Source organism: Plantibacter sp. MCCC 1A11337 (assembly GCF_013349365.1).
In the GTDB taxonomy this organism is placed as follows: Bacteria; Actinomycetota; Actinomycetes; order Actinomycetales; family Microbacteriaceae; genus Plantibacter; species Plantibacter flavus_A.
Map to the genome: position 1 here is coordinate 132,049 of NZ_JABJWX010000003.1, position 18,502 is coordinate 150,550.

An 18,502-nucleotide genomic window follows, 5' to 3' on the forward strand; every position below is an offset into this window, starting at 1 on the left:
GCGACATGGGTGGTAGTCCCAGCGAGGTGGCGGACTTCCCGTGTCGACCCACCGCTGTCCGCCCAAGGCTTGGGAAGCACTGTCACAGTTAGAGATCCGCCCGCCCCGTCTGGCAAGACGGCGAACCCCGACCGCGTTCCCCTCGGACTCGCCCGCAAGAAAAGGTGCGGGTCGCTACTCGGTGTCGTCTGACCCATTGTCGTCGTCTTCCGATCTATCGGCGTCTTCGACAAACTCACCCGCCGCACCAACTGGGATGTCGACCACCGACAGTCCACGGGTCAACCCATAGCCTTCTTCTTCAACGGCAATCGACAGCGCTGCGAGGAAACGGTCAAATTTAACCCACCGGTCAGCGGTATCGCTCACGCCGGCGGCATTCAGCCAGGAATCTCGCGTGACGCTAGCAAGCAACTCCGTGGCTCCCACCTGCGTCGCTGTATCAATCAGCTGGGGCAAAATGGCGTAACGCCATATCATCCGTTCGGCATCCTCATCGGCGCTCGGAGTAATCCCACCTGACGACGCGAGCGCTTTGAGGTCAACGACGCCATAAGAGCGCGTGCCTCTGCCCGAGGTCTGCTCATGCCAGCCATCGGGGGCAGTACTCACGGAGCGAAGCGCTGCGATCGCCACATCATTGCGATCGAGGAGCCTCAGCTCCAACGTGTCGTCTCTCCTGCGAAGAAATACGTGCACCTTATGATCTAGCGCGCCGGTCGCGCCAACGCTGCTGAACTTCTGGCCCGCAGCTGTCTTCCCCGACAAGTACAGCTTGTAGTTCGGGCCACCTGAATTGAATCGCACCACATTCTCGAGGTATGTCTTGCCGTCGTACTCAATATCAACCTTGTCGTGGATTCCTTTTGGGGAACGCGATTGCGTTCTGACCCCATCAGACGACATCGGGAAGAAGCTGTCCACGATACCTTGGCGGCTAATTGCAGCATCAACGTCGGGAAGGCCGAGCTGGTTGTGACTTCCCCCGTCAAGCACTCGGGCCTCGAGCCAGAACACTCCCACAATATTCGGCTTAGCGGCTGCGGCCCGAAGGCCAGCAAGAGGGTCGCTCATCGGCGCAACCATACCGATTGTCGCAGCGACTCCGAACAGATAGCTATGCCCGAGCATCGCGTTCGGCCCTAAGCACCGGCGAAGGGCTTCGTTCAGATTCGTGAACTCGTCGACCGAACGCCCAATGCGCATGGCTGCATCACGCCCGTCCGCCGCCTCTACCGCGAGTCGAAGGGAGTCGCCCAGCATCGGCTCAACGTGGATGAATCCGAAGCGACGCCGGAGAGCTGAGTCAAGAGGCGCGATTGATCTGTCCGACGTGTTCATCGTGCCGAGTAGATACACATTGCTCGGCACCGAGAAGGGCTGCTCGGAGTAAGGCAGCGTGACCTCCATACCGCCGACCCACGCCGAGCCGTCCCACACGGTCCGCTTGCTCGCCTCCATGGTCAGCAACAGATCGCCGAAGACCTTCGGCACGTTGGCACGATTCAACTCGTCGATGAGCACAACGTAGTCAGAATTCGGATTGCTCTCCGCCTCGATGATGACGCGACGCAGAAAACCATCCTTGCGTCTGAACTTGTCGTCGTCGTCGTCGTATCGGAGACCCTCAACAAACTCTTCATAGGTCGTGTTTGGGTGCAGCGTTATGGCGTACGCACCGCGGCCGTTGCCGATGAGCGGTCGTCCAGTCTCCTCCATCCACATATCGGCGACCTGTCCGACGACGTGACTTTTACCGGTGCCGGGTGCCCCCTCGAGGACGGCATTCTTGAACCGCCGCAGCACGCGGATCGTTTCGAGCGCAAGTTCCATCCATCAACCTCTCATCAGTCAGTACCACTCTATGGCGGTACACAGACATCTGATGGAGGCAGGGCTAGCGCGCCGCTCGTTGCTCTAGTAGCTCGCCGGCAAGTTGCTCAATCACCGTCGAGGCGCCCTGGATATCGCGCATGCCCAATGCATCAACTACCAGGAGGTCGATCGCCTTCTGAGTCTCTCGTGAACGTCCCTCTGACATCAGCCGAGTGCCGAGAGACGCGAGCAACCCTCGATGCTCGTCATCAAGATCAGGCAAGGCCAACCGTCGAAGATCAGCCGCTTCGACCTTCAGCGCACCACCACCGAGCACTGTACAGTTTGCCTCGAGATTGGCCAGCACCCACGACGAATGTAACAACGCGAGAAGCGCCGAGACCTCAAGCGCATCCTCTTCCACCATCCAAAGTGTGGAGAAATTGGCGTCTACCACCGCCCCAGAAGTATTTGCATACGCCGTTGGGGACGAACCGCAGACTCTCGCCATGAACATTGCAGGACGGTGCCGCGGTGTGAGCGAAGGGAGCTGGTACCAGAATCCCGTTTGCTTCCCGGAGCGGTCCCGACGCACATTCGGAGCAACCGCGGCCAATTCGGGAAACAGTCGAGCCCCTGTGCGATCGTTGAGTGGTGCAACCTCGACCCGAGAAATCCACCGCGACACCGCCGCGGATAGAGACGCAGCCTTGGCTCCCGTTGCGCGGATGTCTGATGGAGTTGCCCAGCCCCGCAGGTATAAGGCCCGGGAGGGCAGAGCTGAACCGTCGACCACGTCAAGCGCGTCACCAAGGTCACTCTGGCGACGGACAACGGGCAGCAGACATTCTTCGGGAATCGGGAGCAGCTCGCACCCCCATCGCATTCCTGTACGCGCGCCGCCGGCTTCAGCTTGGAGGTAAAAGAAGTCGTTCGCTCCCGTCCGAAGGCCTTGTCCAGCCCGCCAGCCGTACGACTCGAGACTGCGGATGAGCGGCTGTTCGCTAACGGAGCCAAGCACGGCTTGCACGCGAACCGGTATGTGGCCCGCACCATCTCGTGCCGCCATTCGCCCAGCTATCTCCCGATGAGCGGTGAGCCCCCTAGTCACAACCTGGGGCGTAGCGCCCCGGACCTTCCGAAGCGCAGCGGCAACGCCCAGTTCGTCTAGGAAGTCGCCACGGAAGTACCCGTCTGTGTCGATACTCCGAGTGGCGCGCGCCATGATGACGGTGCTCGCACGTCTCGTCTGATTTCGGCGAGCGACTACGAGCTGGGTGCGGACTTGTGCCTCATTGAACCAACTTGCGTCGCCATCTTCGACTATGTATTCGACGTCGAAGGCCTCGTCCAATAACTCACGGACAGCCTGCGCGTAGCTCCTCGTGAGCCAGGCTTGTGGTGCCACCACTGCCAGCGCGCCCCGGTCAGCCACGAGAGCCGCAGACAAGATCCAAGACGGGACAGCCAGATCGGCCGTCCCCGGGTAGCGCTTCGCGGCGCGAAGTAACGCAGCTCGGTAGTCGTAATCTAACCCGGGACGGAACTGTATGAGCCGAATCAAGCCGTCCCGCACTTGACCTGCGAGCGGTATATCAATGCCGTCAACGCCGCCCTGCGATTGATACCGTATGTACGGTGGGTTGGTTATAACCAGATCAAACGGATCCTCTGGATAACTCGCTTCAAACGCGTTCGCGACGGACAAGGACACGCCGGACAGTCCGTCCAATGCGCGCTCTGCCTGCTCAACGGCTATGGGGTCAAGGTCGAACCCAACCAGTGACAACGGAGATGCGCCCACCTCGACGCATGAAGCAAGGAGGTCTCCAGAACCGACCATGGGGTCGATGATTCGCCGCGCTATGTCGGCTTGGGCCAGTGCAGCAAGCAGTCGTCCTACGCGGCGCCCGCTGAAGTACTGCCCCAGAGCCTTCTTGCGAGAATTGTCAAGATTGACAATGACGCTCACTCTAGCTCCCGAATTTGATATAGGGCGCTCGCATCGAGCGTTACCGCCACGCCGCCGACGAGTGCCCTGCCGACGAGCGCGGAATACTCGTGATGTCTATCGCGAGATGTATATGCTAGCTGACCGCCCTGGTGCTCACTGCCGCGAGTGGCCATCTCTAACATGCTGAGGTGTCCAGATGACGCGAGCGCTACCGGTGCCGCCTTCGAGAGCCGGAGCAAGGGATCGCCGCTCACCGCGTTGTGCCCGCTCACCTGCTTAAAACTACCTTGCGTTTTGTCGAGGATACTCGCTGCCGTGACTGTGAGCCCTGCCTCAGCAAGACTCGAAGTGAGAGCTTGCCACACTGACGCATGGGCAGAGTGGAACACAAGGGTCACGTTAGCCTTCGGCTTCATCACCCGGGCGACCTCTGTGAACACCGACGTCAACAACCCTTGGTATTCCCCGACGGACTTGTTCTGCGCGGGCGAGATGATTGCCTCTTCAGCAGCGTTCGTCGTAGCCCCTAGCCACAACTCATTGAGCTGATTAATCTCCGAGTAAGGAATATATGCACCGAATGGCGGGTCGGTGAAAACATAGTCGATAGATTCATCGTCCAGACGAAGATCTGTTGAGCTCCCGGTGACGATCTCTGCGTCGCCAGAGAGGCCGTGAAGCAGCGAGAAGGCATCCACAAAGGTCTTCATCTTCCGCTTGAGGCCAACAAGAACATTTTTCTCCACCGGGAGGCCGCTAACGTACATCACCCCGGATTGCGCACCTGTTACCACAAAGTCGCGGGCATTCTTCTTGACTACAACGCGCGTCATGAGAGTGGAGTGGGAAGCATTGTAAGAGAGGACCCACAGGCGTAGTGCCTCTTGAAGGTGGGCTGGCGCCTCAGCGACAAGATTCCACACAGTGGCCAACGCCCGGAAATTCCTCGGCGTGTACAGATGGTGAAGATGCGTCATGCCCTGGTGATAGCCGCTGCGATGAAGGTCCCCCCACTTGAGCTCAGCGATGGGCGTTCCGGGCGGAAGCGAGTCGCTCACCGCCGCCACGACAGAGTTATCGTGTGCCGTCGCTGGCCGGCTCCAGTTCCCGGACTTCGATGTGCCGTATACCTTCCACGGCACCCGCTTGCGTCGGGGCGAGGGCCTCCCCGTCCAAGGATCCGGATGCTCGTCGATGACCCGCGACCAGCTGTCACTCGGGCCGTGGTAGCCGCATTCGCAGGTATGAAAGTCTTCGAAGCGGAGCGGGCCGTAGCGCACGCGAGTCGCCGCATAGGTCGTCTCAAGGGAGCAGCGCGGGCACTTCACCACGTCCGACCAGATGACCTGACGAATTGTCCCAGTTTCTCCGACGGGACTGAGCGCCTGGTAGAGACCAGACTCGAGGCGCTCAGCCTCAGTCAACAGCTGCCGGGCTGCTGCATTGAACTCAAGTGGGTCAGGTGCGTGCGTCATGACGCGTGCAAGCAGCGTTCCGATCTCCGAAAGTTCGTAGACCGTGGCGTTGCGCGCCCCCCAAGTCGGTCTGAGGCCACGCGCTGCGGCGATGTCGAGCATCCTTGCCGTCGGGCGCTCGCACAACAATGCGCCAATTGCGGTCGTGCCCGAGCCGCCGAAGACGTCGAGCACTCGATCACCAGGCTGCGTGTGGCAAGCGATGAACAGTCCAACACTCTCCGCAGAGATCTTTGTTGGATAGGAGAAGGCATTATAGAGGGGGCCGGTCCGGTCAGCGGGGAGGGGTGCGTTGTAGAGTGCGCTGACATCCTCATCCGGGTCACTCATGCATCCTTCTTTCTTCTCGCGCGTCCGTCAGGACTGGCCGGTCGCACTCGAATCTCGTCACCATCCACGGACAGCGCGAACTGGAGTTCATCACCCGCGTCCAGATTGAGCTCCCTCAAGAGCTCCACCGGGATACAGACTTGCCGCACCTGCGTTAAGGTACGGGGACCGTGCCACACTACCGCTCGCTTGCCCACGCCCCCACCGTACGGGCATCGAGAGCTAATAGCTGTAATAGATCGGCGCGGCGGTCAAGAAGGGGAAGAAGATCCGTGTTTTGCCCTACTCCTGTGCCGTCGCCGCCTGGAGGAGTTGGTGCGCGAGCTCCTCGACTGTTGCTCCTGCTCGACGTCGGTACACTACCCGCTGCCACCGAGAAGGGTGATGCGGTCGACCGCCGAAGGTCCAGACGCGCACCCCGGCAGTCAGGAGGTGGGTGTCCAGCCAACGCAGCTGGGCGCGATGCAACGTGCGCGATTGTCCAGTCGGCAAGCTCACTCCGTAGCCCAGGAGGACATCCGTCGAGTCGCCTCTTGCTACCTCCGTAGCGACATCGCGACGGCCTGCCTGCCATACGGCTTCGTCGTCAGCGGTGCGACCTGAACTCGCGAGTCGCGTTGGGTAGAGGTTTGCCACTGAGTAGCTGTCAAGCCCAAGTGCGCGGCGCGCGATGTCAACGCGCGCCAGCGTGCGAGCACCCGTTCCGACCGGAAGACTGTGCAGGACGGCCACTAGGTTGCTGTTCATGAGAGCTCGATTATCTCAGGCCCGGTGAAGGCGCCAGGCTATTTCATTTCCGAGTCCATGGACCGGCAGAGATCATGCAGCGGTTGGGGATATGATCGACAGGCCTTCGGGTGAGGGGGACAGCTCAAGTACGGTCTGATCGGCTTCGCTTAACAGAGGCGGACTGTCCGGTGTCGCGTGGAGCGCTCTAGCAAGTCGCGCGAAGCTGGTGCGGGCTCCGAGGGTCCTGCTGCCCGCGAATGCGATTGGCACTCTGCTCGAATCGATCTGCAGCACGTTCAAGTCGTCGAGCAGAGTTACGAGCTGGTCTTGGTGAGCTGCGAGTATGGAGAGTTCGTGGCGCAAGACTCGTTCGACATGCGGTAGCGAACGGTCGCCATTCGAAAACTCAGCGGCTATCTTTTCTAGCACCGTTACTCGCGCGCGGAGCGCCAGAGCCTCGTAAGTCTGCGCGACCATCTGCTCGAACGCCTGCGTCTGATTTTCGCGACTACCGACCAAGGCCTTCATGAGGTCCGGGGCGTAGACGCGTTCGAGGCTCTGGTGCAATTTTGCTACGCCCAGCCAGCGCTCTAGCCGGTCGATGTACGAATTCGTGAGGGTGTCGAGATCGCCAAAGGCGTGAGCCGCCGACGAGATGGAGGGAATGTGTGCGCGGTCGAGGAGGTAGCCAGCAACCTTCCCCGCTTGCTGCGAGGCGGTCGTCAGGACTGAACGTTCCTGGTCGTCCATCCGTGCCTTCAGATCAGTGACGGCCGTCTGAAGGTTCGCGAGTTTCTTATTCACCTGATGCTGCGCGAGCATTTCGCCCGCAACGGCGAGCCCGACCGTAGCGATCAGGGGTCCCGCTGCAAGGGCGGCTCCCGTTCCTACTGCGGCAGGAATCAATCGAGCTTGGCCCGCGAAAGCGGTGGAGCCACCGCTGCGCACGATGCCTCTAAATCCGCCGCCGATGGCGGGAACCAGGTCGCGGGCCACCGCGCCGGTGGGAAGGATGACGTGGTAAAGGTCAGATGAAGAAGTGGCACGAACTGTATTGCCTAGGGCCTCGCCAACCGCTTTCGCGAACGCGCCTGACGTCTGGGCAACCATCCCAGAGTATGTTGTAGATGATTGTAAAGTACCTCGGCTGATGACTACCGCCTCGCGGTTCAGCAGCATTCGAAGCATCACTTCAGTGCTGGGTTCCGCGCTAGTCGGGACAAGCGGTACAACAACAGCTTCCTCTTCGGATGCCACCATGCCTCCATCTATGATCGATCCATCCTGGCACGGATAGACCTTCGAGGACGATGTCACCGACCGGCCACGGTCGACTCGAGGTGATCCGCGTTCAGAACTACTGCAACGTAGAACGCCTGGCCGTAACGGGTCTGTCGCGCGCAGATCGAGCCAATGCTTGGCCGCCAGGTCACTCAGCTCGATGTCGAGCACCTACGCAATGGCCATGATCCCGTTGAGAGACGGGTTGGGCAGCGTGCCCGGCTTCGACCCGCTCTTTGAAACTTTCGGAAGGTGGTAGTCCGAGAAGCCGCACGCATAGCCGACCCGTTCCTGCGGCAGGCGGGGTATTGGCCTCGAGTAGACGGGTGGAATCTCACGGCTTCAGCATCTGCCCCGGCAGGATGGGTCATGGACGATTGCCATCGATATAGCTACTGTCAGTCAACGGCCAGCCGCAATTCCGGGCTCGCTCCTGGGGATCAGCTCTTGCACGGAGGTTTCAAACACCTCAGCAAGCGCTACGAGGGTTCGAAGTCGCGGGTTCGCTGGCGTCCCCGGGTTCGACTCTCCCTTTTCCAGTTTCCGGTAAGTGAAGCTGCTGATTCCCGCGGCATGGGCGGCGCGCTCTTGGCTAAGGTTGCTGGCGGAACGGGCACGTAGCAGGTTGTGTCCGAGCTCGCGGGCATAGGCGTCCCATGGTTCGGATGCCCTGCCGGTCGCCATGCTTCGACCTTGTCCGAAAATGACACTCGACTTGCGCATGTATACATGCCAAAGTGGACGATGAGGGCCGGGGAAACGCCACGGTCCCAATAGGAGGCGCACGATGAGCGGTGGAGATGGGCTGTACATGGGAAACGCTACGCAGCGACGCTGGAGTCTGCGGCAGCTGGTGGCGTCGTTGCGGAGTCTGCTACAGACTCGCTAGCGAGCGTCCATACGAAGGAGACTTCGGCCTGCGGAAGGAGCCAGCCATCGACATCGATGGTGAGCTCCTTCCCGTGCGTCTGCTGCGGGAGGCGCGAGACCCGAGGGCGCCGGGCACTTGAGACGAGGTCGCTGACGCGCATCGAGGCGATGGTCGTGTTCGTGTAGTCCATGGAGAGCTTTAGCCCGCGGGTTGGTTGTGAAAGCGCGACCGTGAGCAGGTGCCCGCTCTGCGCCGTGATCGTTCGGTAGACATGGCGGATCCGAACTGGCCGAGCGGCATGAACGACGTCGTCGCCGATGTTCACCGAGTAGGTCTGTCCTGCTTTGCGTTGGGACCTACGGATGGCGCGGTCTTCGCCGTCCACGGAGAATTGCAAGAGTTCGAACGCATCTCGCTCGCTGGCATTGAAGCCAGGGCGCGGCGTCATGAACCACGTCGACGTCGCCGGGATATCCGAGATGAGCTCATGGAACTCTTCACGATCTGAGGTGCAGGGAACCTGCGTATGAGAGTTGTTGGCGTGAGGGTGTACTCCCACTGGATGGTGACCTCGAAGCGGGCTGGGCCGGCAGCGGCCGGCGCAGGGAGGCTGCTGAGCCGGATGGATACGTCGGCGTCGTACCAGCGCTCCGAGGCGTGGATGACCTGGTCTCGAACCTCCTGATAGATCTCCCGCGCGAAGTCTCGATCGTTCAGACGGAGCGCCAAGGCATTGGTCGCGATGCTGTCCAGCAGTTCGGGAGTGGCGACGCGTTTCAGATCATCGCTCTCGACTCCAAACCCGCGGACGACGGCGTCACGAAAGGCCGGCGCCGACTCCTTGAGGAGACGGCGGATGCGTTCGTCTTCTCGGGCTTCCTTGTCCTTGCCATCGAAGTAGTCCCAGACGATCCCGAAGAGGCCGGCCGCGAAGAGCGTCCCGCCGATACTTCCGACCTGCCAGAAGTCGACCCACTCCAACCCCGGGGTGCGACCAGCGTAGTTCGCAACTACCTGCAGGCCAATGCCGATTCCGAGCGAAACCAGGGCCACGATCGTGACCTTGAGCTTGTATATACGTTGACGATAGTTGAGCCGCACTTCTGCTGCTGATTATGAACTATCTGTCCACGTTTGTGAAGCCAAATTGCCGCCTTTGTAATTGAAATACGGCCCTGACGCGCCAGGTTCGATCTGAGCCCGAATCGCTATGATTCACACCATGACGCCCTACGAATCAGCTTCATTGGTGGCCCAATGGGTCGGATCCGCCTCGGGCGCGGCGGCTGTGGTCGTAGCGGGCGTTTTTGGGTACCTGACGTACGCGACCAATCGGCGATCCCGAGATACCCAGGAGCGAGCAACCCTCACTGCGTCCATGGAGACTCTGGGAGAGCCGCAGAGCGTGCTCGGGGCCCCAGACAGCGTTGCCCGTGCGTCGTTCTCGGTACGGCATAAGGCGGGCGAGACATGGTGTCTTCTGAACGAGGGGCCGGAGGTGGCCTTCTCCGTCGAGATCGAAGGTTTGACTGATCTCGACAAGGTTCGACTTCGAGAGATTTCTAGTGAGCCCTCGTCACTGGACGCAGGTGAAACCAGGGAGTTTGTGCTCGTCTCCCGGTTGTCTCTTTCGGGCCCGGCAAATATCGTCGTCTCATTCAGGCTGGAGCCGGGCGGGCCAGTCATGAGGCGTGTCCTACAGATCCCCGCGTAGGGCAACTAAGTAGCGCGGGCCAACCCGAACTCAGTTTCGGTTCAGTCCGTGTCTGCGGCTGTCCAGCGCAACCTTGAAGTGTCCCTCGGCCGCGTCGATGACCTGCGTCGGCGTCGACGGATCGAACACTCGCAACAGCGAGTATCGAAAGCTCGATGGGTCGAGACCGCGCAGGCCCGCGTTACCGCCGTGCCCGCTGGACGCGTAGGAGCTCCAGCGCTGACGGATACTCTCCGCTCCGTCGGCCTTTCCGACATAGTGACGCCCGTCGCGGGTGTCAGTGATCAGGTAGACGCCAACGACTGATGCCAAGGCAGTTCGCCAGGACGCATACCGAGGCTCGCGAGCCACTGCCTGCAGCTGGTTGTAGTTCAATACGAGCCGATCGAAACCAGGAAAGGGCACCGGCTCGGCATCTGCGATCTCAACCACGGGATAGCTCGCCGCAGTGGTTGCGTTCATGCGCCAGGTGCGCGGAGACCGCCAGCCGACCACTAGCCGGTCGCGGAGATCCTCCATGTGTGGAGACTGAACGAGATCAAACATCCGAAGGTGTTCCGTGCGATCCACTTCGCCGCGGTTCTCCACGACAGACCACAGCCTGGCTCGGTCCCCTCCTTCACGGATGAACACGACCCAGAACGGTGCCGGGGCGATGGGGAACCGCCTGGGATCGGGAGACTGACTCCGCGTGTACTCAAGGATCTCGGCGCCCGTGGAGTCGGCGTGGATGCCGCGCAGTCCGCTCTCTTCGTGTTCACGAACGTAGGTGTGGCGGATCACAAGCGCGTCAGGTGGGTCGATGCCGGCACCGATCAAGAGTGGGCCGAGCGTCAGCGCCATCGAAGTCCTTCCCCACTCTGTACAGGCCCGCGCAGGACGCCACGCACGCCGTCGGCGGGGCGCCCTGCGCTGGAACCTGTTGTTACTTCGCGGCTGAGCGGAACTTCTCGAGGAGCGTGGCCGGGATACGTCCACGGTCGGAGACATCGTGGCCGTTTGCGCGGAGCCAGCTGCGGGCGGCCGAGAGCTCTTCCTTGTTGCTGCGAGTCGAACCAGCCGAGCTGGTTACCTTTGACTTCGACGAGTTGCGCGCGGCCTTGACGAAAGGCTCAAGGGCAGCGCGAAGGGCCTTCTCGTTCTTCTCGGACAAGTCGATCTCGTAGGTCGAGCCTTCCAGACCGAAGGTGATCGTCTTGCCTTCACCCTGCTTCAGCTCGGAGCCATCGAGGTCGTCGACCAGCGTGGTCACAATTTTCTGGGCCATACCCTACCTATCTCTTGTCACGGTCGCCGCGGTACTTTCGCGCGGCATGCGGAGCCTGTCGATCGCGCGTGCTTACAGGCGTAATACAGCGCCGGGGGATGGCGATTGTTTGGCTCCATCCGACTGTCTATCGACCGAATGAACTATAGCGCGACGACTGGGCCCGCATGACAATGCGTCCTCGTTCTAAGCTGTGCGCATGAGTTATAAAATATTGCCTCAAGATCAGACTTTCGAGGACGCGCTAGGGCCGGGTACCGGGCGTTATCTGGCGACAGGACACAAAGCTGTAGACCGCCGCCTTCGTCACCTCGAGGTCGAGGTGGACGGAAGTCGTGTGGTCGCCTCCGCTGTTGGTACTGCTTCCTACCCTGTAAATTGGTCCACAAAGCCTGGCAAAGTGCTTGTTCCCCATCTCAGTTCTATCGACGCCTTCGCCTTCGCCGAGAAAACGCTCGTCTTAGCGCTTTCGTCCGAGAATCACGAGGCGACCGGCTTGCACATCCTCGAGGCTGAACTCCGCGCGGGTAGCAAGCCACACGGCGAGCTACGCCAGATCCCCGTGCGGTGTGTCGTGCAAAACCGACATGAAACAGATGTCATCGCGGCAGAGTGCACGGTCGGTGGGATCATCGTGCGGCTTCTCGTGCGGGCCCAGGGCGATCAATACCGGCGCGAGCGTGGCGAGTCTGAGTCCTTATTGGGGGCTCGTCGGAATGTCGAAGTCGTGAGCACGAGCAGTCAGGCTTGGCTGAGTACCTTCGAAGAGCCGAATGCCTCAGCCGAGTTCGTGGATGCTCGGCACATCCCGGACCTGACCACGTCCGATGAGCTTCTCAGCCAGCTATCGACGGTCGATCTGCTGGCACTTTCAGCACAGCAAGCGCAGGTGCTCATTTACAGAATCGGCGGGGTCTCGCGAGCGGAAGCCGACACGCTCTGGATGCGAAAGGCGGTGTTTCGCACCCCTCCGAGGGAGGCTCAGATCTCAAGCGTCGACATGCGGCTCGAGATCGTGAAGGCCACGTCCCTGGTACGTGGTGAACAGCAATGGAAGTTGTTTGAGGTGACAGCGACTACGTCGACTGGCGCGTCCGCCGCGGCGTCCCTGGCCTATCGCGCGGCGCCTACAACCCGCTGAAAGCGTGCTCCCGGATGCGGTTTGCAGCGGCTCGATGTTCCTCTGGCACGATGGCATCGATAGTGAATATCCACATGCGATTGACCGACACGGCGACTTCCGATCGTCCGATGGTCGCCTGGGCCGTCAGCTGTACTCCCGTGAAGAATCCGATGAGGGTCCGGGCGAGGTCCGCCGCAGACATTGAACTTACGAGCTCTCCGGCTTCGAGGGCGGTTTCGAGCTCGGAAGCAGTCCCAGCGATCCAGTCCTCGTAGAAGCTGCCCGCGGGGGCACTCAGGGAACCCTCGTCGAGGGCGAGGCGGATGCCCGCACGTACCACGGCATCGGTCTCCAACTGATCGACGATCGCTCGTGACGCCCGGATAAGTCGTTCAAGCGCGCCCACATACTGTTCGCTGACCCGAGCCATCACTGGCAGGGATCTCGCGTGTTGCTCATGGATAACCGCCAGAGCAATCTGCTCTTTCGACTTGAAGTGGAAGTACATCGAGCCCTGCGAGATGCCAGATGCTTCCGCAATCATCGAGAGACTTGCATTACCGAAGCCAATTCGGTCAAAGACCTCGGCCGCACCTTCGACGACCGCCTTCTGAGTCACCTGTCCGCGTTCCTGCGTGGGTGTGCGCCGTGTCGCCGGCATGTGAGCCTCTCTCCTGCGTAAATCTGGTCTGCTGCTCGAGCTGGATGACTACCGGTTGGGTGCCGCAGCGAGCGACTGTACGTACCAGCCTAGGTCGCGAGCCCCGAGCGTGGCGGGAGTCTGCGGGAGCGCCGGTAACTTCGACCACAATTTGTCTGCGTTGATCCAGCGATCCCCAGCAATCATCGCGAGTGCTCGACGCGTGACTCCCAGAGGCGCTAGGGCCGCTGCTGCTTCTCCGATTGTTAGGGATCGAATCGGTGGTTCTTGCTTAGCGGCGTCGAGCACCGGCAGCACAAGGTCGCGGATTGGCACTGGCTCCGGATAGGCGGCATGGAACACGCCAGCGGCGTCAGGTGCCACGGCAATCCCTGCCGCTACCCGCCCGAGCGTGCCACTGTCTATCCACGAAACCTCTCCATGGTCAGAGCCGATCCAGCCACCGAGACGCGCCATGGTGCCCACTAGGGGGAGGAGGAACCATCGGTCGCCTTCGCCAGCAACCAGGTTTGGCCGCAGTACGACACCTCCCCGCGAAAGCGTCTCGACTTCAGCGGCTCTGCGAGAGTGGCTCAGTGGAGATGCGGGCGAGGCGATGGCGGTAAGTTCTGTTGCTCCGTTTTCGTGACTGTCGCCGTAGACGCCGGTCGTGCTGAGGTAAACGATGCGACGCACACCGGCTAGCTCGGCCGTGCGGTACAGACGCACCGTGCCAGCGATGTTCGTTTCCCGCTGCAGGTCCTCATCTGGACCGACGTAGCTCGCGGCATGTATGAGGACGTCCGCGCCAGCCACCAATCGGGTCAATGCGTCGTGGTCTCGGAGAGTCCCGAGGACCCGGGAGAACTGATGCGGCGGAAGCCTATCCTGGCGTGACAGAACGGTCACGGAGGCACCCCGTTCTGCGAGCGCATCTCCGATGCGCCGGCCGATCATCCCTGTAGAGCCCGTGAGGGCGACTCTGAGACGGGTCATCTCCGAGCCCGACGGGCGGGAGTTGACCCACTGCGGCAGGAAACAATGAGGCGCATCCGCTGAGTGGTTGTAAACCGGTGTGACCTACTCATTTGCAATCACATGGCGCGAGCTGGGGTGTAACTGGGTTGATCCGCTTAGTGCGAAGAGGTGGGCGAGAGGGGCTTCGACCTTTTCGTCTGGCGAAGTGCGCCGCTGCGTAAGAAGCGATCTGACTGCATCGGCTGATGCGGCTCGACCGTCCACCGTTGGGGCAGGCCGCGCCCGGCGAGCCGGAGGGCACTCGTGCGCACCCGGGGCGCCCTGCCCTTCCGGAACGAAACTTCGGCGGTTATCGCCAAGGACCCTACTGGGAGCGAGGGCAGGCATCGAGAAGCTTGTTCAGTTCGTCGTCACCAAGGGTCGAGGTGAACTGTGAATAGGGTGTCCACGTGCCACCGTTGTTGTGATAAAAATCGACGAACGACTGCTCTGATGGCGGCGCCTCTGGTCCGTACCCGCGCTCGTCGAGACACTTCCACTCCCAGAGGACGTGAGGGTACAGCTCCTTGAGCTGGTCGTCCGACAGGGCGGGAACTGGCTTGTCGTAGCCAAAGCTCTTGAGGCATGAATCAACGTTCGCCTGATAGAGATCCAGCTGGTCCTCGGGGATGGTCGATGTCTTGAATCCGCCGTCGGTTCCCAGGGAAACCGGCCAGCCTCCCTCGGAGAGGCAGGCCACCATGTCCTTGCCGTAGTCCGGCTGTGAGCCGTCGTCGAAGGACAATGGCGCGGGCGATTCTGCGGGGATTGGTGGAGGTGAGCTGCACGCGGCGCTGGTGGCGACCGCGCAGAAAAGCACGGCCGCCACCAGCGTTCTGAGTGGTCGAATCACCAGGCTCGGCAATCCTTGCCCTGCTGGCTCCAGCCACTGGAGTAGGTGCCGGAGCCGGACGTCATCGTCGCGACGCCGATCGGCACAACCTTGACGCGGGTCGTCGAGGTGGAGCCGTTGGACCAGTTCTCCGAGTGGTTGCCGCCGTTCCACGACTGCGCGAGCGACATGTTGCCGGACGCGCCGAGGTAGACCGCGGCCCGGAGGCCGCCGGAACACGTCTGTGAGCCGAACTGCGTCGTCGCCGCGTTCGCTGCGCTCCCGCCGCCGACGATCAGTGCGCCCGCAACCGCGACGACGGCGACGGCCTTCTTCCAGTTCTTCATGCATCTCTCCTTTGAATTGTGCAGCGATGGATATCGCGAAGATCGTTCCCCCCATGAGAGACGCTCCCCGTGGCAGTTACACTAACTAAGTGGGGCGAGTTGTCAAGTATTGGATTCGGGGTCGAACCGTGCAAGACTCGCCTCGCGATTGTCGTTTTTGCAGCGCAAGTCGATCGAGGAGTTCGTCTGTCCAGGGCGAGGGTGCGGGGGAGCATGGTCACGTCTCACGGTGCAGCTGACCGGAAGTCGAGGTGGCCACGACTTGTTGCCGGAGGGATGGGGCTGGCTGTCGTCGCGGCGGCCGTGGGCTGGGCCGGAGCAACCGTTGTACGTCCCGCGGAAGACCCGCTGGACGCGGTCTCGTACACCTACGTGGCCGTCGCCGAGGGCGAGGTCGGATCGGATCTGACTCTCAACACGATCGCGCAGTGGAAGCCTGTCCCGGCCGGCGATAACCGCGCGGCAGGCGTCGTCACGACCGTCAACATCGCAGCGGGCGATGAAGTCTCGCAGGGCACAACCTTGTATACGGTCAACCTTCGACCGGTCGTGGTTGCGCAGGGAGCCATCCCGGCTTTCCGCACCATCGGGCTGGGAACGTCGGGACCAGATGTCGCTCAGTTACAGGAGATGCTTGCGGCTCTGGATTTCTACCACGCCGAAGCGGACGGTGAGGCTGGCCGTGGCACAGTGACCGCGATCGAAGCATGGCAGAAGTCGCTTGGGCTGGAACCGAGCGGACAGGTGGAGCTCGGCGATGTAGTTTTCGTGCCCGCACTGCCGGCCAGGGTCGCTCTCGATACTCAGGTCGTCAGCACGGGCGCCACTCTCGCTGGAGGTGAAGCCGTCGTGAAGACGCTCCCCGCCTCTCCTTCGTTCTCGATCCCCGTTACCGAAGCGCAGGCGGCTGCCGTCACCGCGAACGTACGGGTGGAGATCAGTGCCCCTGACGGCAGTACCTGGGAGGGCTTTGCGACTGACCAGACGAAGGATGCAGAAACCCAGGCTGTCTCTGTCAACCTGCAGGGCGCCGAAGCGGCCCCCATCTGTGGCGCCGCATGCGGTGTCATTCCCGTTACCGGCGAGGCCCGGCTGATGTCGCGGATCGTGATCATTGAACCCGTAGTCGGGCTCGTGGTCCCGTCGGCAGCGCTAATCACGACGGCAAGTGGCGAGACGGCCGTCGTGGACCGCAGCGGGAAGCGACGGAGTGTCACGGTCGTTGCCTCAGCGAGGGGCATGTCGGCGATCACCGGGGTCGATGCCGGGACAAAAGTGAGAGTGCCCGCTCAGCAGGCCGGAGCCAAAGAGTGACCTTCCGCGCGGCGGCAACAGGGACGACAGAGTCGAAGACTACTGTCCTCCTCGAAGCGAGAGACGTAGTCTTCGAGTACGCGCCGGGCCAGCGTGTCTTGGACGGATGGTCGGCGCAGTTTGCGGAGGGCACCATGACTGCTCTGACGGGGCCGTCCGGTCGTGGTAAGTCAACGCTCCTCTATCTCCTCGGCCTCATGTTGCAACCCAAGTCCGGTGAGATCTCTGTCGAAGGCGAGGCAACATCGAAGTCGCGCGACGCCACTCGGGCCAGAATCCGAGCGTCCACGTTTGGCTTCGTGTTCCAGGATGCCGCGCTGGACGCCACTCGAACGGTGCTCGACAACGTCATCGAAACCACGCTCTATCGACAAGAACGACGCGCGGACGCAACAGACCGCGCGCTCGCTCTTCTTGAGCAGTTCGGCGTCGACGTCCCTCCGCATAGGAAACCCGGGCAAGTCTCAGGCGGACAGGCACAGCGGATCGCCCTCTGTCGTGCTCTCCTCAACGAGCCACGGATCGTTCTTGCCGATGAACCCACGGGCAATCTCGACCCTTCGAGTGCCGAGCTCGTCATCGGCGCTCTACGCGCTCACGCAGATTCAGGGGCAGCGGTCGCTCTGGTGACCCACTCTCCTGACATTGCCGCCACCTGTGACGCGGAGATCCGGCTTTGATTGGGGCGATTGTTCGGGAGGCTGCAGCCTCCGCCCGTTCTCAGCCTGTCGCCTCCGTCGTGACCATGCTCATGGTGGCAGGGATGGTCTTGGCTGTCATGCTGACAACCGGACGGACGGTCGGAGCTGAACAACAAGTATTGGGCTCCATTGATTCGAAGGGGACCCGGTCAATTGTCATCAGAGCAGAAGCTGATGCCGGCGTCACTTCTGACGTCCTCGATCGAATCGATCGAATCGAGGGAATCGAGTGGGCCGGCGCCTTTTCCTCCGCGACGGACGCGACGAATGCGGCCGTGACGGAGGGGGTCCGTGTGCCGGTTCGATTCGCCTTCAGCAAGGACTTGAGTGTCCTACGGCTTCCGGACACGTCGTCCGCCGTCGGTGAGATGAGCTACGCCTCGTCGGAGGCCTTAGTTCAGCTCGGGCTTGCGGATGGGGTGGGCGCGATCGCTCTCACTGACGGTCGAGTCTTCGGAGTTGGGGGAGCAATCGAGACACCTGACTTCCTACGTTCCTTCGAACCTCTTGTTCTGGTGCCGTCCTCACAGTACTCCGGAAGCGAAACGGTAAACATCATCGTGATCGTCGCCCGGCAGCCCGAACTAGTGGCGCCGGTGGCGGATGCTGTGAACTCGGTCTTGGCGCCCAGTGACTCCGCCAAGGTGTCTGTGCAGACGAGTGAGGCGTTGGCCCAACTTCGTGGGCTTATCCAGGGGCAGTTGGGCTCATTTTCTCGAGGTCTCGTCGTGGCCCTCCTCGTCCTCACCGGCGCGCTTGTGGCGGTTCTGCTCTACGGTCTCGTGATGTTACGCCGTAAGGACTTCGGGCGGCGTCGAGCGCTAGGAGCAACGCGGACTCTGATTGTGGCGCTCCTACTCGTACAAACGGCGATACTGGCATGCTTCGGTATAGCCGCGGGCACAGCCGCTGCCGCTCTTATATTGGCGATACCAGGCGACCCCCTCCCCGGCGCCGGTTTCACCGTCGCCCTGGCTGTCCTGACTCTGGTTACCGCATTACTCGCGGCTCTCGTTCCTGCGCTCGTAGCCAGCCGACGGGAACCGATACGCGAGCTGCGGGTTCCTTGAGAGGTACGGGATCCTAGGCTTC

18 protein-coding genes and 1 pseudogene are annotated in these 18,502 nt (G+C 61.7%); 4 read left to right on the forward strand and 15 right to left on the reverse strand.

The annotated features are described in order from the left end of the window. Positions 1-174 precede the first annotated feature (174 nt). From HOW07_RS12450 to HOW07_RS12490, 11 genes and pseudogenes are all read right to left on the reverse strand, one after another. On the reverse strand, positions 175-1,833 hold the full coding sequence (locus tag HOW07_RS12450; protein WP_175117325.1) for an McrB family protein: 1,659 nt from the start codon (positions 1,831-1,833) through the stop codon (positions 175-177). A 64-nt stretch (positions 1,834-1,897) separates the two neighbouring features. Then, positions 1,898-2,272, reverse strand: coding sequence for a hypothetical protein (locus tag HOW07_RS19495; RefSeq protein WP_254628340.1), 375 nt, complete (start codon positions 2,270-2,272; stop codon positions 1,898-1,900). 870 nt (positions 2,273-3,142) lie between these two features. Next, positions 3,143-3,787: pseudogene (locus HOW07_RS19855) on the reverse strand (N-6 DNA methylase); the annotation flags it as partial. Next, positions 3,784-5,574 (reverse strand): DNA methyltransferase, encoded by a 1,791-nt coding sequence (locus tag HOW07_RS12460; protein ID WP_175117327.1) that lies wholly within the window; start codon positions 5,572-5,574, stop codon positions 3,784-3,786. The pseudogene HOW07_RS19855 and the gene HOW07_RS12460, both read right to left, overlap by 4 nt. Beyond that, positions 5,571-5,771 carry an AbrB/MazE/SpoVT family DNA-binding domain-containing protein gene (locus tag HOW07_RS19860; protein WP_371743671.1) on the reverse strand — a complete coding sequence of 67 codons (201 nt, stop codon included), beginning with the start codon at positions 5,769-5,771 and terminating at the stop codon, positions 5,571-5,573. Before HOW07_RS19860 ends, HOW07_RS12460 begins: the two co-directional genes overlap by 4 nt. Positions 5,772-6,393: 622 nt before the next feature. Then, positions 6,394-7,413, reverse strand: coding sequence for a hypothetical protein (locus HOW07_RS12465; protein WP_175117328.1), 1,020 nt, complete (start codon positions 7,411-7,413; stop codon positions 6,394-6,396). Positions 7,414-7,986: 573 nt separating this feature from the next. Then, positions 7,987-8,397, reverse strand: coding sequence for a helix-turn-helix transcriptional regulator (locus HOW07_RS12470; protein WP_371743672.1), 411 nt, complete (start codon positions 8,395-8,397; stop codon positions 7,987-7,989). An 8-nt stretch (positions 8,398-8,405) separates the two neighbouring features. Next, positions 8,406-8,903 (reverse strand): hypothetical protein, encoded by a 498-nt coding sequence (locus HOW07_RS12475; protein ID WP_175117329.1) that lies wholly within the window; start codon positions 8,901-8,903, stop codon positions 8,406-8,408. Continuing rightward, positions 8,900-9,556 (reverse strand): hypothetical protein, encoded by a 657-nt coding sequence (locus HOW07_RS12480; protein ID WP_175117330.1) that lies wholly within the window; start codon positions 9,554-9,556, stop codon positions 8,900-8,902. Before HOW07_RS12480 ends, HOW07_RS12475 begins: the two co-directional genes overlap by 4 nt. Positions 9,557-10,199: 643 nt before the next feature. Then, positions 10,200-11,012, reverse strand: coding sequence for a GIY-YIG nuclease family protein (locus tag HOW07_RS12485; protein WP_175117331.1), 813 nt, complete (start codon positions 11,010-11,012; stop codon positions 10,200-10,202). Positions 11,013-11,094: 82 nt separating this feature from the next. Then, positions 11,095-11,436 carry an Lsr2 family protein gene (locus tag HOW07_RS12490; RefSeq protein ID WP_175117332.1) on the reverse strand — a complete coding sequence of 114 codons (342 nt, stop codon included), beginning with the start codon at positions 11,434-11,436 and terminating at the stop codon, positions 11,095-11,097. A 199-nt stretch (positions 11,437-11,635) separates the two neighbouring features. Between HOW07_RS12490 and HOW07_RS12495 the strand changes: the two genes are divergently transcribed. Further along, positions 11,636-12,577 carry an AvrD family protein gene (locus HOW07_RS12495; protein WP_175117333.1) on the forward strand — a complete coding sequence of 314 codons (942 nt, stop codon included), beginning with the start codon at positions 11,636-11,638 and terminating at the stop codon, positions 12,575-12,577. On the opposite strand, the gene HOW07_RS12500 is transcribed toward HOW07_RS12495, so the two are convergent. The 4 genes from HOW07_RS12500 to HOW07_RS12515 form a co-directional block, all read right to left on the reverse strand. Beyond that, a complete protein-coding gene (locus tag HOW07_RS12500) occupies positions 12,564-13,220 on the reverse strand; it encodes a ScbR family autoregulator-binding transcription factor (protein ID WP_256430043.1) in 657 nt (218 codons plus the stop codon). The two genes, HOW07_RS12495 and HOW07_RS12500, sit on opposite strands and share 14 nt — an antisense overlap. A 48-nt stretch (positions 13,221-13,268) precedes the next feature. Next, the gene (locus HOW07_RS19865) at positions 13,269-14,195 is read right to left on the reverse strand and encodes an NAD-dependent epimerase/dehydratase family protein (protein WP_175117335.1); all 927 of its coding nucleotides are present in this window, start codon (positions 14,193-14,195) and stop codon (positions 13,269-13,271) included. A 346-nt stretch (positions 14,196-14,541) separates the two neighbouring features. Next, positions 14,542-15,069: a hypothetical protein gene (locus tag HOW07_RS12510; RefSeq protein WP_175117336.1), complete on the reverse strand. Its 528-nt coding sequence runs from the start codon at positions 15,067-15,069 to the stop codon at positions 14,542-14,544. Beyond that, positions 15,066-15,395 (reverse strand): hypothetical protein, encoded by a 330-nt coding sequence (locus HOW07_RS12515; RefSeq protein ID WP_137243931.1) that lies wholly within the window; start codon positions 15,393-15,395, stop codon positions 15,066-15,068. Before HOW07_RS12515 ends, HOW07_RS12510 begins: the two co-directional genes overlap by 4 nt. 276 nt (positions 15,396-15,671) lie before the next feature. Here HOW07_RS12515 and HOW07_RS12520 point away from each other — a divergent pair, with 276 nt between their 5' ends. The 3 genes from HOW07_RS12520 to HOW07_RS12530 all read left to right on the forward strand — a co-directional run bounded on the left by HOW07_RS12520 (position 15,672) and on the right by HOW07_RS12530 (position 18,480). Next, on the forward strand, positions 15,672-16,709 hold the full coding sequence (locus tag HOW07_RS12520) for a peptidoglycan-binding protein (protein ID WP_217485303.1): 1,038 nt from the start codon (positions 15,672-15,674) through the stop codon (positions 16,707-16,709). Beyond that, positions 16,706-17,389, forward strand: a complete 684-nt coding sequence (locus tag HOW07_RS12525) for an ABC transporter ATP-binding protein (RefSeq protein WP_371743673.1) — start codon at positions 16,706-16,708, stop codon at positions 17,387-17,389. Before HOW07_RS12520 ends, HOW07_RS12525 begins: the two co-directional genes overlap by 4 nt. Before the next feature lie 65 nt (positions 17,390-17,454). Further along, complete coding sequence (locus tag HOW07_RS12530; RefSeq protein WP_254628372.1) at positions 17,455-18,480, forward strand: ABC transporter permease; 1,026 nt, start codon at positions 17,455-17,457, stop codon at positions 18,478-18,480. The last annotated feature ends 22 nt before the right edge of the window (positions 18,481-18,502 follow it).